16 protein-coding genes and 1 tRNA gene are annotated in these 18,055 nt (G+C 69.1%); 11 read left to right on the top strand and 6 right to left on the bottom strand.

Going from position 1 to position 18,055, the window contains the following annotated elements:
* The first annotated feature begins 46 nt into the window (after window positions 1–46).
* From AC3WPZ_RS10120 to AC3WPZ_RS10095, 6 genes are all read left to right on the top strand, one after another.
* Window positions 47–706 carry a response regulator transcription factor gene (locus AC3WPZ_RS10120; protein ID WP_291121563.1) on the top strand — a complete coding sequence of 220 codons (660 nt, stop codon included), beginning with the start codon at window positions 47–49 and terminating at the stop codon, window positions 704–706.
* Window positions 703–2,052: an ATP-binding protein gene (locus AC3WPZ_RS10115; protein ID WP_492434337.1), complete on the top strand. Its 1,350-nt coding sequence runs from the start codon at window positions 703–705 to the stop codon at window positions 2,050–2,052. The genes AC3WPZ_RS10120 and AC3WPZ_RS10115 overlap by 4 nt, the downstream gene beginning before the upstream one ends.
* Window positions 2,053–2,108: 56 nt before the next feature.
* A complete protein-coding gene (locus AC3WPZ_RS10110; RefSeq protein ID WP_492439403.1) occupies window positions 2,109–3,584 on the top strand; it encodes a DegQ family serine endoprotease in 1,476 nt (491 codons plus the stop codon).
* 152 nt (window positions 3,585–3,736) lie between these two features.
* Window positions 3,737–4,288, top strand: a complete 552-nt coding sequence (locus AC3WPZ_RS10105) for a TRAP transporter small permease (protein ID WP_492439401.1) — start codon at window positions 3,737–3,739, stop codon at window positions 4,286–4,288.
* Window positions 4,285–5,583, top strand: a complete 1,299-nt coding sequence (locus AC3WPZ_RS10100) for a TRAP transporter large permease (RefSeq protein ID WP_444687268.1) — start codon at window positions 4,285–4,287, stop codon at window positions 5,581–5,583. Before AC3WPZ_RS10105 ends, AC3WPZ_RS10100 begins: the two co-directional genes overlap by 4 nt.
* 29 nt (window positions 5,584–5,612) lie before the next feature.
* A complete protein-coding gene (locus AC3WPZ_RS10095; protein WP_382321535.1) occupies window positions 5,613–6,647 on the top strand; it encodes a DctP family TRAP transporter solute-binding subunit in 1,035 nt (344 codons plus the stop codon).
* A 67-nt stretch (window positions 6,648–6,714) separates the two neighbouring features.
* On the opposite strand, the gene AC3WPZ_RS10090 is transcribed toward AC3WPZ_RS10095, so the two are convergent.
* Together AC3WPZ_RS10090 and AC3WPZ_RS10085 are read right to left on the bottom strand one after the other, a co-directional pair.
* Entirely contained in the window at window positions 6,715–7,695 is a 981-nt protein-coding gene (locus AC3WPZ_RS10090) for a tripartite tricarboxylate transporter substrate binding protein (protein WP_492439399.1), read from the bottom strand.
* Window positions 7,696–7,722: 27 nt separating this feature from the next.
* Entirely contained in the window at window positions 7,723–8,757 is a 1,035-nt protein-coding gene (locus AC3WPZ_RS10085; protein WP_492439397.1) for a CDP-6-deoxy-delta-3,4-glucoseen reductase, read from the bottom strand.
* Window positions 8,758–8,840: 83 nt separating this feature from the next.
* Here AC3WPZ_RS10085 and AC3WPZ_RS10080 point away from each other — a divergent pair, with 83 nt between their 5' ends.
* Window positions 8,841–9,758, top strand: coding sequence for an SDR family oxidoreductase (locus AC3WPZ_RS10080; protein WP_444687266.1), 918 nt, complete (start codon window positions 8,841–8,843; stop codon window positions 9,756–9,758).
* Window positions 9,759–9,813: 55 nt separating this feature from the next.
* Here the strand turns inward: AC3WPZ_RS10080 and AC3WPZ_RS10075 are convergent.
* A tRNA-Leu gene (locus AC3WPZ_RS10075) sits at window positions 9,814–9,898 on the bottom strand.
* A 39-nt stretch (window positions 9,899–9,937) separates the two neighbouring features.
* On the opposite strand from AC3WPZ_RS10075, the gene cysM reads away from it, so the two are divergent.
* The 4 genes from cysM to AC3WPZ_RS10055 all read left to right on the top strand — a co-directional run bounded on the left by cysM (window position 9,938) and on the right by AC3WPZ_RS10055 (window position 12,828).
* On the top strand, window positions 9,938–10,840 hold the full coding sequence (gene cysM / locus AC3WPZ_RS10070) for a cysteine synthase CysM (RefSeq protein WP_382154980.1): 903 nt from the start codon (window positions 9,938–9,940) through the stop codon (window positions 10,838–10,840).
* 16 nt (window positions 10,841–10,856) lie between these two features.
* Window positions 10,857–11,417, top strand: coding sequence for an NUDIX domain-containing protein (locus tag AC3WPZ_RS10065; protein ID WP_382321529.1), 561 nt, complete (start codon window positions 10,857–10,859; stop codon window positions 11,415–11,417).
* 81 nt (window positions 11,418–11,498) lie between these two features.
* Window positions 11,499–11,726 (top strand): sulfurtransferase TusA family protein, encoded by a 228-nt coding sequence (locus AC3WPZ_RS10060; protein ID WP_382154986.1) that lies wholly within the window; start codon window positions 11,499–11,501, stop codon window positions 11,724–11,726.
* A gap of 55 nt (window positions 11,727–11,781) precedes the next feature.
* Complete coding sequence (locus tag AC3WPZ_RS10055) at window positions 11,782–12,828, top strand: NAD(P)-dependent oxidoreductase (RefSeq protein ID WP_291121549.1); 1,047 nt, start codon at window positions 11,782–11,784, stop codon at window positions 12,826–12,828.
* A gap of 90 nt (window positions 12,829–12,918) precedes the next feature.
* Here AC3WPZ_RS10055 and AC3WPZ_RS10050 read toward each other — a convergent pair whose 3' ends face one another.
* From AC3WPZ_RS10050 to AC3WPZ_RS10040, 3 genes are all read right to left on the bottom strand, one after another.
* Window positions 12,919–15,819, bottom strand: coding sequence for a valine--tRNA ligase (locus tag AC3WPZ_RS10050; protein ID WP_492439395.1), 2,901 nt, complete (start codon window positions 15,817–15,819; stop codon window positions 12,919–12,921).
* A gap of 69 nt (window positions 15,820–15,888) precedes the next feature.
* Window positions 15,889–16,077 carry a DUF2783 domain-containing protein gene (locus AC3WPZ_RS10045; RefSeq protein WP_382321525.1) on the bottom strand — a complete coding sequence of 63 codons (189 nt, stop codon included), beginning with the start codon at window positions 16,075–16,077 and terminating at the stop codon, window positions 15,889–15,891.
* The gene (locus AC3WPZ_RS10040; RefSeq protein ID WP_492439392.1) at window positions 16,074–17,810 is read right to left on the bottom strand and encodes an FAD-dependent oxidoreductase; all 1,737 of its coding nucleotides are present in this window, start codon (window positions 17,808–17,810) and stop codon (window positions 16,074–16,076) included. The genes AC3WPZ_RS10045 and AC3WPZ_RS10040 overlap by 4 nt, the downstream gene beginning before the upstream one ends.
* Window positions 17,811–18,055: the final 245 nt, after the last annotated feature.

The raw sequence follows: 18,055 nt of genomic DNA, 5'->3' as shown, positions 1-18,055 counted from the left end.
CCCGCCGGGGTGTTCGACAACCCACGGACCTGGAGAGTGCATTGCCATGAGGCTGTTGCTGGTCGAAGACGACACCATGATCGGTGAGGCGGTGCTGGACCTGCTGCGGGCGGAGCACTACGCGGTCGACTGGGTGCGCGACGGCGAGATGGCCGCCACGGCGGCGCAGGCCGAGAGCTACGACCTCATCCTGCTCGACCTCGGCCTGCCGCGCCGCGACGGCCTGGAGGTGCTGCGCGAACTGCGGGCCCGCAAGAACCGCGTGCCGGTGCTCATCGCCACCGCGCGCGACTCGGTGCAGCAGCGCGTGCAGGGCCTGGACGCCGGTGCCGACGACTACATCCTCAAGCCCTACGACCTCGACGAGCTGCTCGCGCGCATCCGCGCGCTGCTGCGCCGCGCCTCGGGGCGGGCCGAGCCGGTCTACGAGCACCTGGGCGTGAGCATCAACACCGCCACGCGCGAGGTGACGGCGCAGGGCGAGCCGGTGGTGCTCTCGGCGCGCGAATGGGCCGTGCTCGAACCGCTGATCGCGCGGCCCGGCCGCGTGCTCTCGCGCGCGCAGCTGGAGGAAAAGCTCTATGGCTGGAAGGACGACGTGAGCAGCAACGCGGTCGAGGTCTACATCCACGGCGTGCGCAAGAAGCTCGGCGCCGGCCTGATCCAGAACGTGCGCGGCGTGGGCTACATGGTGCCCAAGGCATGAACCTTCAGCGCCTGGCCACGCATTCGCTGCGCGCGCGCCTGATCGGCCTGCTGCTGCTGGCCATCGTGCTCGCGGCGGGCCTGCAGGTGGCGGTGGTGTACCGCCAGGCGCGCGCCGAGGCCGACGGCATCTTCGACTACCACATGGAGCAGATGGCGCAGGCCCTGCGCGCCGGTGTGATGCCCCCGGGTCTGCCCGCGCCGCCGGGCGACGACCCACCGCTGCCGGCCGAGGCGTTCGACTTCTTCGTGCAGGTCTGGACGCAGGAAGGTCTGCGCGTGTTCCAGTCCGGCACGGGCGCGGCGCTGCCGCAGCGCGCGGTGCTGGGCTTCTCCAACATCGAGGTCGACGGCAAGCCCTACCGTGTCTACTCCATGCAGTCGCGCACGCAGGTGATCCAGGTGGCGCAGGACCTGCGGCCGCGCCAGACCATGGCGCGCGCGCTGGCCTGGCGCACCGTGCTGCCCATCGCCTGGATGGCACCGCTGCTGATGCTGGTGGCCTGGGCGGTGGTGAGCGCCTCGCTCGCGCCCGTGGCCCGGGTGCGGCGCCAGGTGGCCGCGCGCGAGGCCGATGAGCTGGCCGAGGTGAGCGAAGCCGGCCTGCCCGACGAGATCCGCCCGCTGGTGCACGAGCTCAACCTGCTGTTCGGCCGCGTGCGCCAGGCCTTCGACGCGCAGAAGAACTTCGTGGCCGAGGCCGCGCACGAGCTGCGTTCACCACTGGCCGCGCTGCGCCTGCAGGTGCAGGGCCTGCAGCGCGCGCCCGACGACGCCACGCGCCAACTGGCGACGGAGCGCCTGCTGGCCGGCATCGACCGCGCCACGCGGCTGGTGGAGCAGCTGCTGGTGCTCGCGCGCCAGCAGGCCCAGCCCTCCAGCGGTGAGCCGGCGCAGCCCGTGTCGCTGGCCGAACTCGCGGCCCAGGTGGTGGCCGACGCGGCGCCGCTGGCGGCCACGCGCCGCATCGACCTCGGCCTGGGCGAGGCCGACAAAGGGCCGGTGAACGGCCACGCCGAGCCCCTGCGCATCCTGCTCGGCAACCTGGTGGACAACGCGCTGAAGTACACGCCCGAAGGCGGCACGGTGGACGTGGCGGTGCGGCGCGACCAAGACCAGCTGGTGCTGCTGGTGGAAGACAGCGGCCCCGGCATCCCCGAGGCCGACCGTGCGCGCGTGCTCGACCGCTTCTACCGCGTGCCGGGCTCGACCGCCACCGGCAGCGGGCTGGGTCTGGCGATCGCGAACGCCATCGCGCAACTGCACGGCACCGCGCTGGCGCTGGACCGCTCGCCCCGCCTCGGCGGCCTGCGCATCGCGGTGCGGCTGCCTTTAAGAACCGTCTAACTCTGAGGGCCCATATTCAAGGACATGTTCAACCTGTCCTTGCTGAAGGAGCTCTCATGAAAACCTTGTCTCTCACCGCGACGCGCCTGGTGCTGTCCCTGGCGGCCGCGGGCATCGTCGGCGGCGCCAGCGTGGGGCTGGTCTCCGGTACCCATGCCACGGCGGCCACACCGGTCGTCACCCAGTCCGCGCCCCTGGTGACGGCCGCCGCCGTGCCCGACTTCTCGCAGATCGCGCAGCGCCACGGCGCGGCCGTGGTCAACATCAGCGTGATCGGCAAGGCCGGGCCGGAAGACGGCCAGCAGGCGCAGAACCGCCTGCCGCCCGGTATCGACCCCAACGACCCCTTCTTCGAATTCTTCAAGCGCTTCCAGGGCCCCGGCCAGGGTGGTGCGCCCGAAGCGCCCTCGCGCGGCCAGGGCTCGGGCTTCATCATCAGCGCCGATGGCCTGGTGCTGACCAACGCCCACGTGGTGCGCAACGCGCAGCGCGTCACCGTCAAGCTCACCGACCGCCGCGAGTTCGTGGCCAAGGTGCTGGGCTCGGACCCCAAGACCGACGTGGCGGTGCTGCGCATCGACGCCAAGGACCTGCCCGTGGTGCCCCTGGGCAGCACCAAGGACCTGAAGGTGGGCGAGTGGGTGCTGGCCATCGGCGCGCCGTTCGGCTTCGAGAACAGCGTGACCGCCGGCGTGGTCAGCGCCAAGGGCCGCTCGCTGCCCGACGACAGCTTCGTGCCCTTCATCCAGACCGACGTGGCGGTGAACCCGGGCAACTCGGGCGGCCCGCTGTTCAATGCGCGCGGCGAGGTGGTGGGCATCAACTCGCAGATCTACAGCCACACCGGCGGTTACCAAGGCCTGTCGTTCGCGATCCCCATGGAGACCGCGCTCAAGGTCAAAGACCAGATCGTGGCCCACGGCAAGGCCAGCCACGCGCGCCTGGGCGTCTCGGTGCAGGAGGTGAACCAGACCCTGGCCGAGTCCTTCCAGCTCGACAAGCCCGAAGGCGCGCTGGTCTCCAGCGTGGAGCCGGGCAGCCCGGCCGCCAAGGCCGGCCTGCAGGTGGGCGACGTGATCCGCCAGATGGAAGGCCAGCCCATCGTGAGTTCGGGCGACCTGCCGGCCCTGATTGGCCAGGCCCTGCCCGGCGAAAAGGTGAAGCTGGACGTGTGGCGCCAGGGCAAGCCGGTGAGCTTGACGGCGCAACTGGGCGACGCCGCGGCCAAGGCCGTGAAGACGGCCGGCGATGAAAAGGCGGCCGACCAGGGCCGCCTGGGCTTGGCGCTGCGCCCGCTGGCGCCGCAGGAGAAGCGCGAAGTCGGGGTGGACGGTGGCCTCGTGGTCGAAGACGCCCAGGGTCCGGCGGCGCTGGCCGGCGTGCAGCCCGGCGACGTGCTGCTCGCGGTCAACGGCGCCAAGGTGCAGAGCGTGGAGCAGGTGCGCGCCATGCTGGGCAAGTCCACCAAGTCGCTGGCGCTGCTGATCCAGCGCGACGGCAGCCAGATCTTCGTGCCGGTTCCACTGGGCTGAGCGCTTCAACTTTGATGGCAACGGCACCTTCGGGTGCCGTTTTTCATGGGGAGGTGGCACCCGCAGGACAGGGGTCAAAAGGGGAAAACGTCTATGATCCCTGGCTCTTTCGCCGTGGCCGCCGGGCCGCCGGCCTGCCGTTCCCACATCCCATGTCCGCACCTACCGACCCCCCACGCGACGCGCGCGCCGACGACGCCGATGCCGCCACGCCCGCCAACCCGGACGATGAAAACACCCGGGTGCCGCTGCGCATCGAAGACTGGCTGACCGTCATCTCGATGGCGCTGCTGGCCCTGATCACCTTCGGCAACGTGATCGCGCGCTACTTCACCGACCAGTCCTTCGCCTGGACCGAAGAGTTCTCGATCTTCCTCATGATCGTGCTCACGCTGGTGGCGAGTTCGGCCGCCGTCGCGCGGCACCGCCACATCCGCATCGAGTTCTTCGCCGACGCCGGCTCCCCGCGCCGCCGCCACCGGCTGGCGCTGTGGGGCGCGATGGCCATGGTGCTGCTGTTCCTGCTGATGGCGGGCCTGAGCGTGCGCATGGTCTGGGACCACTACATCTACGAGGAAGTCTCGCCGGGCCTGGGCCTGCCGCAGTGGTGGTACTCGATGTGGCTGCCCATCCTCTCGCTGGCGATCGCGTTGCGCGCGCTGGGCCGCTTCAACCGCCTGCGCCGCGCCGGAGAACAGCCATGATCGCCGCGCTGCTCTTCCTGCTCTTCCTCGGCGCCATGTTCGCCGGCGTGCCCATCGCTGCGGCCCTGGGCCTGGCCGGCGCCGCCGCCATCGCCATGGCCGACTTCAACACCCAGTGGTTCGGCCTGCTGGCCGTGCCGCAGAACTTCTACGCCGGCCTGGGCAAGTACCCGCTGCTGGCCATTCCCATGTTCGTGCTGGTCGGCTCCATCTTCGACCGCTCGGGCGTGGCGCTGCGGCTGGTGAACTTCGCGGTCGCGATCGTCGGGCGCGGCCCGGGCATGCTGCCGCTGGTGGCCATCGTGGTGGCCATGTTCCTCGGCGGCATCTCGGGCTCGGGCCCGGCCAACGCGGCGGCGGTGGGTGGCGTGATGATCGCGGCCATGGCGCGCGCGGGGTACCCGGGTTCGTTCTCGGCCAGCGTGGTCGGCGCGGCCGCCGCCACCGACATCCTGATCCCGCCCTCGGTGGCCTTCATCATCTACTCGGTGCTGGTGCCTGGCGCCTCGGTGCCCGCGCTGTTCGCCGCCGGCATGGTGCCCGGCGTGCTGGCCGGCATCGCGCTGATCGTGCCGGCCGTGTGGCTGGCGCGCAAACACAAGATGGGCGCGCTCGAAGCCGCCATGCCGCGCCCGCCGTTCTGGAAGAGCCTGCGCGAAGCCCTGTGGGGCCTGGCCGCGCCGGTGCTGATCCTGGGCGGCATGCGCGCGGGCTGGTTCACGCCGACCGAAGCGGCCGTGGTCGCGGTGTTCTACGGCCTGTTCGTGGGCATGGTGATCCACCGCACGATCCAGGTGCGCGACCTGTTCCCCATCCTGCGCGAAGCGGGTGAGCTCTCCGGCATCATCCTGCTGGTGGTCTCGCTGGCGGGCATCTTCGCGTTCTCGCTGTCCACGCTGGGCGTGATCGACCCGGTGGCCAACGCCATCGTGAACTCGGGCCTGGGCGAGTACGGTGTGCTCTCGCTGCTGATCCTGCTGCTCATCACCGTGGGCATGTTCCTCGACGGCATCTCGATCTTCCTGATCTTCGTGCCGCTGCTCATGCCCATCATGGAGCACTACCAATGGGATCCGGTGTGGTTCGGCGTGATCCTCACGCTCAAGGTCGCGCTGGGCCAGTTCACGCCGCCGCTGGCCGTGAACCTCATGGTCTCGTGCCGCATCGCCGGGGTGCGCATGGAGTCCACCATCCGCTGGGTCGGGCCCATGCTGCTGGCCATGTTCCTCGTCATGGTGCTGGTGATCGCCTTCCCGCAGCTCGCGCTGTGGCTGCCTGCCCGACTGGGCTATTGATTTTCCATTTCAACCAAGGAGACAAACTCATGAAACTGCGCACCTTCCTGACCACCACGCTGGCCGCCGCCGCGCTGGCCGTGACCACGCAGGGCTTTGCCCAGAGCACCAGCGCCTACAAGGCCGAGTACCGCATGTCGCTGGTGCTGGGCACGGCCTTCCCCTGGGGCAAGAGCGGTGAGATCTGGTCCAACCTCGTGCGCGAGCGCACCCAGGGCCGCATCAACATCAAGCTGTACCCCGGCGTGTCGCTGCTGCAAGGCGACCAGACGCGCGAGTTCAGTGGCCTGCGCCAGGGCGTGATCGACCTCGCCGTGGGCTCGACCATCAACTGGTCGCCCCAGGTGCGCCAGCTCAACCTGTTCTCCATGCCCTTCCTGATGCCCGACTTCGCGGCCATCGACGCGCTCACCACCGGCGAAGTGGGCACGCAGCTGTTCAAGGACATCGAAAAGGCCGGCGCCGTGCCGCTGGCCTGGGGCGAGAACGGCTACCGCGAGATCTCCAACTCGAAGCACGCCATCAAGACCCCGGCCGACCTCAAGGGCCTGAAGATCCGCGTGGTGGGTTCGCCGCTGTTCCTGGACACCTTCACCGCGCTGGGCGCCAACCCCACGCAGATGAGCTGGGCCGACGCCCAGCCCGCCATGGCCAGCCGCGCCGTGGACGGCCAGGAGAACCCGCTGTCGGTGTTCCTCGCCGCCAAGCTGCCCACCGTGGAGCAGAAGCACCTCACGCTCTGGGGCTACGTGGCCGATCCGCTGATCTTCGTGGTGAACAAGGACATCTGGGCCAGCTGGACCGAGGCCGACCGCGCCATCGTCAAGCAGGCCGCCATCGACGCCGGCAAGGAAGGCAAGGCGCTGGCCCGCAAGGGCCTGGTCGAGCCGGGCAAGCCGCTGATCAAGCAGCTCAGCGACATGGGCGTGACCGTGACCGAGCTGACGCCGGAGCAGCGCGCCGAGTTCGTCAAGGTGACGCGCCCGGTCTACGACAAGTGGAAGAACCAGATCGGTGCCGACCTGGTGACCAAGGCCGAGAAGGCTGTCGCCGCGCGCAAGTAAGGGCGCCGCGCGTCCAACGAAAAAACCCCGCTTCGGCGGGGCTTTTTCGTTGTGAACGTGATGGGGGTCAGTCCACGGTCGCGCCCGAGATCTTCACCATGCGCTGGTACTTCGCGCGCTCGTTCTTCATGAAGTCGTCGAACTGCTCGGGCGTGCTGGGCGCGGGCTCGGCCAGCAGCTGGGCGAAGCGCGTCTTCACCTCGGCCGAGTTCAGCGCGGCGTTGAAGGCGGTGTTGAGCTTGCGCACCGTCTCGGCCGGCGTGCCGGCCGGGGCGATCAGGCCCCACCAGGTGTCGATCTCGAAGCCGGGCAGGGTGGCGGCCACGGTGGGCACATCGGGCATCACGCTGCTGCGCTGAGCCGTGGTCACGGCCAGGGCCTTGAGCTTGCCCGAGCGGATGTTGGCCGCGGCGGTGGCGAGGTTGTCGATGTTGAAGTCGACCTGGCCCGACAGCAGGCCCAGCTGCGCCGGGTTGCCGCCGTTGTAGGGGATGTGCACGGCGTAGATGCCGGCCTGGTTCTTCAGCAGCTCGCCCGCGAGGTGGCCGGCGCTGCCGTTGCCACCCGAGCCGTAGTTGAGCTTGCCGGGGTTGGCCTTGCCGTAGGCGATCAGGTCGGCGACCGAGTGGATGTTCAGGCGCGTGGCGGTCTCGGCGTTCATCACCAGCACGTTGGGCACGCGCAGCATCTGCGTGATGGCGGCGAAGTCCTTGGCCGGGTCGTAGGGCAGCTGCTTGAACAGCCAGGGGTTGATGCCGTGCGAGGCCGTGGTGGCGATGCCCAGCGTGAGGCCGTCGGCCGGCGCCTTGGCCACCGCGCTCACGCCGATGTTGCCGCCCGCGCCGGGCCGGTTCTCCACGATCACCGTGCCCAGCGTTCCCTTGACCGCTTCGGCCACGATGCGCGCCGTCACGTCGATCGGGCCGCCCGCCGCGAAGGGCACCACGATGCGCGCGGTGTTGGTGGTCTGCGCCAACGCGAAGCCGGGCAGGGCGAGGCTGGCCGAAGCCAGGGCGGAGCGGGTGATCAGTTGGCGGCGGTTCAGCATGGGGTGTCTCCGGTTTTTTATGAAGGCTCAATCCACCTTGTCGGCGGCGCTGGTGAAGGAGTCGGCGAAGAAGGCCTCGTCGGGCAGGCCGGCCTGGGCGACATAGTCGCGGTGCGCCGATTCGACCACGATGGGCGCGCCGCAGGCGTACACCTCGTGGCCCGAGAGGTCGGGGAAGTCCTGCAGCACGGCCTGGTGCACGAAGCCGGTGCGGCCGGTCCAGGCGTCCTCGGGCAGGGCGTCGGACACCACGGGCACGTAGCGCAGGTTGGGCATCTCGGCCAGGCGCGCCTCGATCCAGGCGCTCTGGTACAGGTCGGCCGGGCGGCGGCCGCCCCAGTACAGCGTGGCGGGCCGGCTGATGCCCTTGAACTGCATGTGCTCGATCACCGCCTTGATCGGCGCGAAGCCCGTGCCCGAGGCGAGGAACACGATGGGCTTGTCGCTGTCCTCGCGCAGGAAGAAGCTGCCGTAGGGCCCTTCGATGCGCAGGATGTCCTTTTCCTTCATGGCGCCGAACACGTGGTCGGTGAACTTGCCGCCGGGCATGTGGCGCAGGTGCAGTTCCAGCGCGGGCGCCGTGGCCTGCGTGTGCGGTGCGTTGGCCATGGAGTAGCTGCGGCGGTCGCCGTCGCGCAGCAGGAACTCGACGTACTGGCCCGCGTGGTACTGGAAGGCGTCGCTCGCCGGCAGCTGCAGGCGCAGCACGATCACGTCGTGCGAGGCGCGCTCCAGGGTGCTCACGCGCACCGGCATCTTCTTGATCGGGAAGGCGCCCGCCTCGGTGACCTGGCGCGATTCGAGCACCACGTCGCTGTGGGCCACGCCGCAGCAGGTGAGCACGTAGCCGGCGGCTTCCTCGTCGGCGCTCAGCGCCTTGGGCTGGTGGTGGCCATGCGTCACGCTGCCCGAGACCAGCTTGCACTTGCAGGAACCGCAGGCGCCGTCCTTGCAGCCGTAGGGCAGGCCGATGCCCTGGCGGATGCCGGCGGCGAGCATGGACTCGTCGGGCTCGGCGGTGAAGGTGCGCCCACTGGGCTCGACGGTGATGGTGAATGTCATACTGGCACGTGTTGGAACGGGAAAGGCCGACGGGGGCGACCCCCCGTGTGGCAACCCGCCATTGTCTCAAATCCGGATTTCGCATGAGCCTTCTCGGCGCTTTGCCCGCACGCTTCCGGCGTGAACGGGTTCTCATCGTGGGTTGTGGCGACGTGGGCCAGCGCGCAGCGCGCGTGCTGGGCGGCGGTGCCCGCGCGCGCCTGCTGGCCCTCACCTCCAGCGCCGCGCGCGGCCCCGAGCTGCGGGCCCTGGGCATCACCCCGCTGCAGGGCAACCTGGACGACCCGCGCAGCCTGCGCCGCCTGGCCGGCCTGGCCACGCGCGTGCTGCACCTGGCGCCGCCACCCTCGGAAGAGCTGGCCGACTGGCGGCTGGACCCGCGCACCCGCGCGCTCACCCGGGTCCTGGCGCAGCGTTCGCTGCCCGCCTCGGTGGTCTACGGGTCGACCACCGGCGTCTACGGCGACGGCCAGGGCCGCTGGATGGACGAAGCCTCGCCCGCGAACCCCAAGACGCCGCGCGCCTGGCGCCGGGTGGACGCCGAGGCCGCCGTGCACTGGCTGGGCCGCGCCACCGGCGTGCGCACCACGGTGCTGCGCATTCCCGGCATCTACGCGCCTGACCGGGCCGGTGGCACGCCGCGCGAGCGCCTGCTGCGCGGCACGCCGGTGCTGCGCGCCGAGGACGACGTGTACACCAACCACATCCACGCCGACGACCTGGCGCGCGCCTGCGTGCTCGCGCTCTGGCGCGGCCGGCCGCAGCGCAACGTGAACGTGGTGGACGACACCGAACTCAAGATGGGCGACTACTTCGACCTCGCGGCCGATCTGTACGGCCTGCCCCGGCCGCCGCGCCTGGCGCGCGAGGGCGCGGGCGACCAGCTGCCACTGGTGCTGCTGAGTTTCATGAGCGAGTCGCGCCGGCTGCGCAACCAGCGCCTCAAGGGCGAGCTGGGCCTGCGCCTGCGCTACCCCACGGTGGCGCAGGGCCTGGCCTGAGCGGCGGGCAACAAAAAAGCCGTGCGGCTTGCCTGCACGGCTTGGGATTGTGTCGTGGTGCCCGGGGTCGGAATCGAACCGACACTCCTTTCGGAACCGGATTTTGAGTCCGGCGCGTCTACCAATTTCACCACCCGGGCTGCCAGAAGGGAGACTCGAAATTATGGCACAGTGGTGGGATGAACTACCCGACGATTGAAGACGCCATCGGCAACACGCCGCTGGTGGCGCTGCAGCGCATTGGCGCGGCGGCCAACCAGGCGCGAGGCAACGTGATCCTGGGCAAGCTGGAGGGCAACAACCCCGCCGGTTCCGTGAAAGACCGGCCCGCCGTCTCGATGATCAAGCGCGCCGAGGAACGGGGCGACATCAAGCCCGGCGACACCCTGATCGAAGCCACGTCGGGCAACACCGGCATCGCCCTGGCCATGGCCGCGGCCATCAAGGGTTACCGCATGGTGCTGATCATGCCGGAGGACCTGTCCATCGAGCGCGCCCAGACCATGAAGGCCTTCGGCGCCGAGCTGATCCTCACCTCCAAGAGCGGCGGCATGGAATCCGCGCGCGACCTGGCCGAGAAGATGCAGGCCGATGGCAAGGGCCGCGTGCTCGACCAGTTCGCCAACGCCGACAACCCGCGCATCCACTACGAAACCACCGGCCCCGAGATCTGGGCCCAGACCGGCGGGCGCATCACCCATTTCGTGAGCGCCATGGGCACCACCGGCACCATCACCGGCGTGTCGCGCTTCCTGAAGGAAAAGAACCCGGCCGTGCGCATCATCGGCGCCCAGCCGAGCGAGGGCTCGCGCATCCCGGGCATCCGCAAGTGGCCCACCGAGTACCTGCCCAAGATCTACGACCCGAGCACGGTGGACGAGCTGGTGTACGTGGGCCAGGGCGACGCCGAGGCCATGTGCCGACAGCTGGCGCGCGAAGAGGGCATCTTCGGCGGCATCTCGGCGGCGGGCGCCTGCTGGGTGGCGCAGCAGATCGCCAGCCAGGTCGAGAACGCCACCATCGTCTTCGTGGTCTGCGACCGGGGCGACCGCTACCTCTCCACCGGCGTTTTCCCGGCCTGAGCGCCAGCGGCCGACCATGAGCACCGAATTCCGGTTCTGCCCCGTGTGCGCCACGCCGCTCGCGCTGATCGGCATGGAAGAAGACGGCGGCTTCACCCAGCGGCTGCGCTGCCCGGCCTGCGGCTTCACCCACTGGAACAACCCGACGCCGGTGCTCGCGGCCATCGTGGAGATGGACGGGCTCATCCTGCTGGCGCGCAACGCGGCCTGGCCGGGCAAGATGTTCGGCCTCATCACCGGCTTCATGGAGGCCGGTGAGACGCCCGAAGAGGGCATCCGGCGTGAGATCGCCGAGGAAACCTCGCTGGAGGTGGATGCGCTGGAGCTGGTGGGCGTGCACGATTTCCAGCGCATGAACCAGGTCATCATCACCTACCACGCGCGCGCGCACGGCGAGGTGCGGCTCTCGCCCGAGCTGGTCGACTACAAGCTGATGCGGCCCGAACAGGTGCGCTGCTGGCGGGCCGGCACCGGGCTGGCCCTGGCGCAATGGCTGCGCCAGCAGGGGCATGAGCCTGTCTTCATGGAAGATTTGTCACAGAAACCCGCCGCGGGTCCGGCCGACGGCGCCGGCTAGCGTGCTTTGGGCCCCGCGCGGGGGCCGCCGCGCGCTGTGGGCCGCTTAGAATGTTGACAACCCAGGAATACCCCCCACCCCATGACTGCCGACAAAGAACTCGATGCCCGCGGCTTGAACTGCCCCTTGCCCATCCTCAAAGCGAAGAAGGCATTGGCCGACATGCTCAGCGGCCAGACGCTCAAGGTGATCTCCACCGACGCGGGTTCGGTGCGAGATTTCCAGGCCTTTGCCAAGCAGACGGGCAACCTGCTGATGCAGCAGGAGACGGTGGGCGGCGACCACATCACCCTGCTCAAGCGCCGCTGAGCACAGGCAGGCGCGATCAGATTTCTTCATCTCCACACCGCCCTGCCCCAACACCATGGAAGTCCTGCTGCTTGATCCGCTCGTGCCCGAAGCGTTGGCCTGGTTGCAGGAACGCCATGAGGTGAGTTTCCGGCCCGAGCTGGCCGACGATCCCGCCGAGCTGCGCAAGAGCACCTACAAGACCCGCGCCATCGTGCTGCCGCCGCACGTGGTGGTCTCCAGCGAATTCCTGGATTTCGCGCCCAAGCTTGAGATCGTGGCGCGCATGCAGATCTCCAGCGACAACACCGATCTCAACGCCTGCGCGCGGCGCAACGTGCGCGTGCTGCAGGCGCGCAGCGCCACGGTGCGCTCGAACGCCGAGTACCTGCTGTACGGCCTGCTGATGCTGTACCGCCGGGGCATGGTCAGCGCGTTGCTGGGGCGCAAGATCGCCCAGGTGCGCATGGGCCGCGAACTCTCGGGCAGCACCGTCGGACTGCTGGGCCTGGCACCGGTGGCTCACACGCTGGCGCCCATGCTGCGCAGCCTGGGCGTGCGCCTGCTGGGCTACGACCCGGCCGTGCACCACGCCGCCGACATCTGGGACAAGCTCAAGGTCGAACCCGTGTCGCTGCAGGAACTGCTGGCCCACTCGGACGCGATCTCGCTGCAGATGGTCTACGCCTCGCGTTTCCGGGGCTGGATCAACGAGCGCATGCTCAACCACTGCAAGCCCGGCCAGCTCTGGGTGGGCGTGAGCCGCAGCTCGCTGTTCGATGCCGAGGCCCTGGCCCTGGCGCTGTGCGACGGCCGCATCGACGCCTGTCTGCTGGATGGCGCCAACCCGCAGTTCGCGGCCGAAGGCACGCCGCTGCACGGCATTCCCAATCTGCACCTCACGCCGCGCCTGGGTTCGCACACCCGTGAGGCCAAGCTGCGCGCCAGCTGGTACGTGGCGCACCGCATGCACGAGACCCTGTCGCCGGAGTCCGCGCAGCACAACGAGAACCGGGTGAGCGACTTCTCGGCGCTCGACAACGTCGACTACCAGGACACGACGAGCGATCCGCAGGCGGTGTCACCGTCGCAGTGGAGTTCGATCGCGATGCATCGGGGTTGACCCCCCGCCGCGCTTCGCGCGTCCCCCTGGCAGGGGGCGGCACCAGCGGCCCGGCAAAGCCGGTTCCGCGGTGCCTCTTGACCCGATACCTCAGGCGCCCAAACGGGCCAGTTGCTCGCGCACCTTGTCCAGCGTGGCGCTGAAGTCGCCCACGCGTTTCTTCTCCTGCTCGATCACGGCCGGCGGTGCCTTGGCCACGAAGGCTTCGTTCGACAGCTTGGCCGTGGCCTTGGTGATCTCGCCTTCCAGGCGGGCCGCTTCCTTGCCCAGGCGGGCCTTCTCGGCGGCGACGTCGATCTCCATGAACAGGCACATGCGCGCCTCGCCCACCACGGCCACGGGCGCGGCCTGCGCGGCGGCGGCCCAGGCGGCCTCGTCTTCGAACACGCGCACCTCGTTGAGCTTGGCCAGGGCCTGCAGCACCGGGCCGGCGGCCTGCATGAAGGCGGTATCGCCCAGCACGTAGAGCGGCAGGCGCGTGGCGGGTGACACGTTCATCTCGCCGCGCAGCGTGCGGCAGGCGTCGACCAGGGCCTTGAGCTTGACCACGTGCGCGATGGCGGCCTCGTCGATCTTGGCCGGCTGGCTCTCGGGGTAGCGCGCGATGCTCACCGACGCGCCGGGCAGGCCGGCCACGGGCGCGACCTTCTGCCAAAGTTCTTCGGTGATGAAGGGGATGATCGGGTGCGCCAGGCGCAGGATGGCTTCGAGCGTGCGGATCAGCGTGCGCCGCGTGGCGCGCTGCTGCGAGGCATCGCCGGTCTGGATCTGCACCTTGGCGATCTCCAGGTACCAGTCGCAGAACTCGTTCCAGACGAAGTCGTAGATCGCGTTGGCGACGTTGTCGAGCCGGTACTCGGCGAAGCCCTTGGCCACCTCGGCCTCGACCTTCTGCAGCACCGAGCTGATCCAGCGGTCGGCCTGGCTGAAGCTCAGGTAGCCGTGGAAGGGCTGGCCCACGGCGCATTCGGCCTTGGTGTGTTCCTGCAGGCCGCAGTCGTGGCCTTCGCAGTTCATCAGCGTGAAGCGCGTGGCGTTCCAGAGCTTGTTGCAGAAGTTGCGGTAGCCCTCGCAGCGCTTGCTGTCGAAGTTGATGCTGCGGCCCAGCGAGGCCAGCGCCGCGAAGGTGAAGCGCAACGCGTCCGCGCCGTAGGCGGGAATGCCGTCGGGGAATTCCTTCTCGGTCTGCTTGCGCACCTTGGGCGCGGTCTCGGGCTTGCGCAGGCCGGTGGTGCGTTTCTCGAGCAGAGGCGCAAGCGCGACGCCGTCGATCAGGTCCACCGGGTCGAGCACGTTGCCTTCGCTCTTGCTCATCTTCTGGCCCTGCGCGTCGCGCACCAGGCCGTGGATGTAGACGTGCTTGAACGGCACGCGGCCGGTGAAGTGCGTGGTCATCATGATCATCCGGGCGACCCAGAAGAAGATGATGTCGTAGCCCGTCACCAGCACGGTGCTGGGCAGGTAGAGGTTGTAGTCTTCGGTCGCGCCGTCCTTCTGGTTCGGCCAGCCCATGGTGCTGAAAGGCACCAGGGCCGAGGAGTACCAGGTGTCGAGCACGTCCGGGTCGCGCGTGAGCGTGCGGCCCGGCGCCTTGGCCTGTGCCTCGGCTTCGTTGCGCGCCACGATCACGTTGCCGGCCTCGTCGTACCAGGCCGGAATCTGGTGGCCCCACCAGAGCTGGCGGCTGATGCACCAGTCCTGGATGTTGTTCATCCACTGGTTGTAGGTGTTGACCCAGTTCTCCGGCACGAAGCTGACCTCGCCCGAGGCGACGGCGTCGATCGCCTTCTGCGCGATGCTCTTGCCGGTGGGATCGGATTCGCTCACCTTGGACATGGCGACGAACCACTGGTCCGTCAGCATGGGCTCGATCACCTGGCCGGTGCGCGCGCAGCGCGGCACCATGAGCTTGTGCTTCTTGGTTTCCACCAGCAGGCCGGCGGCTTCCAGGTCGGCCACCACGGCCTTGCGGGCCACGAAGCGGTCCATGCCACGGTACTTGGCCGGGGCGTTCTCGTTGATGGCCGCGTCCAGCGTGAGCACGCCGATCAGGGGCAGGCCGTGGCGCTGGCCGACGGCGTAGTCATTGTTGTCGTGCGCGGGCGTGACCTTGACCACGCCGGTGCCGAACTCGCGGTCCACGTAGGCGTCGGCGATCACCGGGATCTCGCGGTCGCACAGCGGCAGCTTCACCGTCTTGCCGATCAGGGCGGTGTAGCGCTCGTCTTCCGGGTGCACCATCACGGCCACGTCGCCGAGCATGGTCTCGGGGCGGGTGGTGGCCACGGTGAGCGAACCGCTGCCGTCGCTCAGCGGGTAGGCGATGTGCCAGAGGAAGCCGTCTTCCTCCTCGCTCTCCACCTCCAGGTCGGAGACGGCGGTCTTGAGCACCGGGTCCCAGTTCACCAGGCGCTTGCCGCGGTAGATCAGGCCCTGTTCGTACAGGCGCACGAAGGTTTCGGTGACGACCGTGCTGAGCTTGTCGTCCATGGTGAAGTACTCGCGGCCCCAGTCCACGCTGTCGCCCATGCGGCGCATCTGCGTGGTGATGGTGTTGCCGCTCTGTTCCTTCCACTCCCAGACCTTGGCGACGAAGTTCTTGCGCGCCTCGGCCGGGGTCGGGCCCATGTCGTGGCGGCTGATGCCCTGGGCCTGCAGCTGGCGCTCCACCACGATCTGGGTGGCGATGCCGGCGTGGTCGGTGCCGGGCACCCAGACCGTGTTCGCGCCCGCCATGCGGTGGTAGCGCGTGAGGCTGTCCATGATGGTCTGGTTGAACGCGTGGCCCATGTGCAGGGTGCCGGTCACGTTCGGCGGCGGCAGCTGGATCGCGAACGAAGGCGCGCCGGCCTCCGGTACTCCCGTGCCCCGGAAGCCGGCGGCGCCGTAGCCGCGCTGTTCCCACTCGGGGCCCCAGCGGGCTTCGAGCGGAGCGGGTTCGAACGATTTGGCCAGGGATTGCAGGCCAGGCTGGTTCAGGGTGTCGGTCATGGGCGCGCCAAAAATGGAAACGGCATCCCGCAGGATGCCGTCTGGGAGAGCAGGGGGAAGACCCTGATTTTAGCTAGGCGTTCTCTTCGCTGCTTCGATGCAGGCTTTCAGCACCTTCGCATCGCCGATCTGGTTGGCCAGCAGCAGGATCAGGCGGGCGTTGAGCAGTTCGGCGTCTTCGCGGCTGAGGCCGGCGTGGGCGTCCAGCAGCTGTTCGTAGAACGCGTCGGCGTCCTGGAAATGCAGGTCTTGTCTCATGGGGTTTTGTCTCCGCGCAGGCCGAGGGAACGCTCGATGGCCGTGACCAGCCGGGCGTTGATGGTTTCGCCGGTGGCGGCGAGGTAGCCGTCGGGGCGCACCAGCGCCCAGGCGTGGCCGAACACATGGCAGGCCCCCTGCAGGTGGCCCTTGGGGTCGCGCACGTGTTCCAGGGCCTGGGCGGGCACGCCGTCGGTGCCGAGCACCTGCACGCTGCGCACCGGCGCATCCAGGCAGAGTCGGCGCAGGCGCTGCAGCGCGGCGGGCGCGAGGTCGCCGAACACCAGCACCAGCAGATCGCCCTGGGCCCAGTTCAGCAGGTCGTTGACCTGGCCGGGGGTGCCGTCGGCCCATTGGAAGGGCACGTTCTGCACCGACTGGCCGGCGGCGCTGCCGGTTGCGTAGGTGCACGCGCTGGACTGGCTGTAGGGGTTGGCCACGGCCATGCGCCCGGTGTTGATGAGGCTGCGCGCGAACGGGTACTGCTTGGCCAGGCTGATGGCGGCCTGGCGGAACAGGCGCTCGCTGCCGTCGGCCGGGCGCAGGAAGCGCGCGGTGCGGTTGGTCACGCACACGTTCTGCTGCGCGGCTTCCAGGCGCTCGTCCTGGTAGCTCTGCAGCAGGGCCGCGTCGGCCTTGCCGCGCAGCACGGCGGCGAGTTTCCAGGCCAGGTTGTCGGCGTCGGCCACGCCGGTGTTGCCGCCGCGCGCGCCGAAGGGGCTGACCACCTTGGCCGAGTCGCCCATGAGGAAGACGCGCCCATGGCGCATGGCGTGCACGCACTCGCTGCGGTAGGCGTAGGGGCCGACCCAGACGATCTCCACGCCCACGTCGGGCCCGAACTGGCGCGCCAGGCGCTCGCGCACCACGTCTTCGCGGCTCACGTAGGCGGGGTCGGCGTTGGGGGCCATCTGGTAGTCGATGCGCCAGACGTCGTCGGCCATGAGGTGTTGCCAGACGGCGCGGTTCTCGTTGAACGGGGCTTCGATCCAGGTGTGGCGTTCGGCCGGCGGGTGGGTGGTGAAGCGCACGTCGGCGATGCACCAGCGGTCGTCGCCCCGGCGCGAGTCGAAGGGCACGTTGAGCCATTTGCGCAGCGGGCTGTTGGAGCCGGTGGCGTCGATGACGTGTTCGGCTTCGATGCGGTAGCTGCCGGCGGGCGTTTCCACGGTGAGGGTGGCGGCGTCGGCGGTTTGCTCGAAGGCGGTGAGGCGGTTCTGCCAGCGCAGTTCGACGGCGCCGAGTTCCTGCACGCGGTCGACGAGGAAGGCTTCGATGTAGAACTGCTGGATGTTGATGAAGGGCGGCTGGCTGGAGAGGTGGAAGTTGCCTTGTTGGCGCAGGTCGAAGTTGTAGACCTCGTCGTCGCCGGCGAAGGTGCGGCCGACGCTCCACTGGGTGCCTTTGGCGGCGATGCGTTCGAAGATGCCCAGGCGCTGGAAGATTTCGAGCGATTTCTGGGTGTAGCAGATGCCGCGCGAGGAGGCGCCTTTGACGCCGACGGTGTTGTCTTCGTCGATGAGCACGGCTTTCACGCCCAGGCGGGCGAGGGAGCAGGCGAGGGTGAGGCCGGTGATGCCGCCGCCCACGATGACGATGGGGTGGCGGACCCGGGCTTCGCTGTTCAGTTCGGGTGGGGGCACGAATTCGTATTCGGGCAGCACGTAGCCCGCACCGCTGGTGAATTCGTAGTTGTTGGTGTGGGCTGTCTCGCGGTATGTCGTCAGTGACATGTATCGCTCCTTGTTTGGGTTGTCTTCATGTCTTCTTGTCTCTTTCGATGACCTCGCGGGCCCGGCGACGCCCGGCACTCTGCTCCGCGGGTGTCCCCCGGCGGCTGGTGCCGCCTCCTCCTTTACCCCGCTGCGCAGAGCACCGGGCATCACCGAGCCAGGGTGGTGTTTGAATGCACATCTGTGCATGCGCGCACGGAGGTCGGCGAAGGGTGGGTGAGGGGCGCAGCGAAGTAAAGGAGGAG

The sequence above is a fragment of the Hydrogenophaga sp. FW305-3-2-15-A-LB1 genome (assembly GCF_058787875.1).
This window is presented reverse-complemented; position numbering and strand designations above follow the sequence as displayed.

Coding starts and splice junctions, on each gene's coding strand:
- AC3WPZ_RS10120 (WP_291121563.1), top strand. CDS start 47: ATGAGGCTGTTGCTGGTCGAAGACGACACCATGATCGGTGAGGCGGTG.
- AC3WPZ_RS10115 (WP_492434337.1), top strand. CDS start 703: ATGAACCTTCAGCGCCTGGCCACGCATTCGCTGCGCGCGCGCCTGATC.
- AC3WPZ_RS10110 (WP_492439403.1), top strand. CDS start 2,109: ATGAAAACCTTGTCTCTCACCGCGACGCGCCTGGTGCTGTCCCTGGCG.
- AC3WPZ_RS10105 (WP_492439401.1), top strand. CDS start 3,737: ATGTCCGCACCTACCGACCCCCCACGCGACGCGCGCGCCGACGACGCC.
- AC3WPZ_RS10100 (WP_444687268.1), top strand. CDS start 4,285: ATGATCGCCGCGCTGCTCTTCCTGCTCTTCCTCGGCGCCATGTTCGCC.
- AC3WPZ_RS10095 (WP_382321535.1), top strand. CDS start 5,613: ATGAAACTGCGCACCTTCCTGACCACCACGCTGGCCGCCGCCGCGCTG.
- AC3WPZ_RS10090 (WP_492439399.1), bottom strand. CDS start 7,695: ATGCTGAACCGCCGCCAACTGATCACCCGCTCCGCCCTGGCTTCGGCC.
- AC3WPZ_RS10085 (WP_492439397.1), bottom strand. CDS start 8,757: ATGACATTCACCATCACCGTCGAGCCCAGTGGGCGCACCTTCACCGCC.
- AC3WPZ_RS10080 (WP_444687266.1), top strand. CDS start 8,841: ATGAGCCTTCTCGGCGCTTTGCCCGCACGCTTCCGGCGTGAACGGGTT.
- cysM (WP_382154980.1), top strand. CDS start 9,938: ATGAACTACCCGACGATTGAAGACGCCATCGGCAACACGCCGCTGGTG.
- AC3WPZ_RS10065 (WP_382321529.1), top strand. CDS start 10,857: ATGAGCACCGAATTCCGGTTCTGCCCCGTGTGCGCCACGCCGCTCGCG.
- AC3WPZ_RS10060 (WP_382154986.1), top strand. CDS start 11,499: ATGACTGCCGACAAAGAACTCGATGCCCGCGGCTTGAACTGCCCCTTG.
- AC3WPZ_RS10055 (WP_291121549.1), top strand. CDS start 11,782: ATGGAAGTCCTGCTGCTTGATCCGCTCGTGCCCGAAGCGTTGGCCTGG.
- AC3WPZ_RS10050 (WP_492439395.1), bottom strand. CDS start 15,819: ATGACCGACACCCTGAACCAGCCTGGCCTGCAATCCCTGGCCAAATCG.
- AC3WPZ_RS10045 (WP_382321525.1), bottom strand. CDS start 16,077: ATGAGACAAGACCTGCATTTCCAGGACGCCGACGCGTTCTACGAACAG.
- AC3WPZ_RS10040 (WP_492439392.1), bottom strand. CDS start 17,810: ATGTCACTGACGACATACCGCGAGACAGCCCACACCAACAACTACGAA.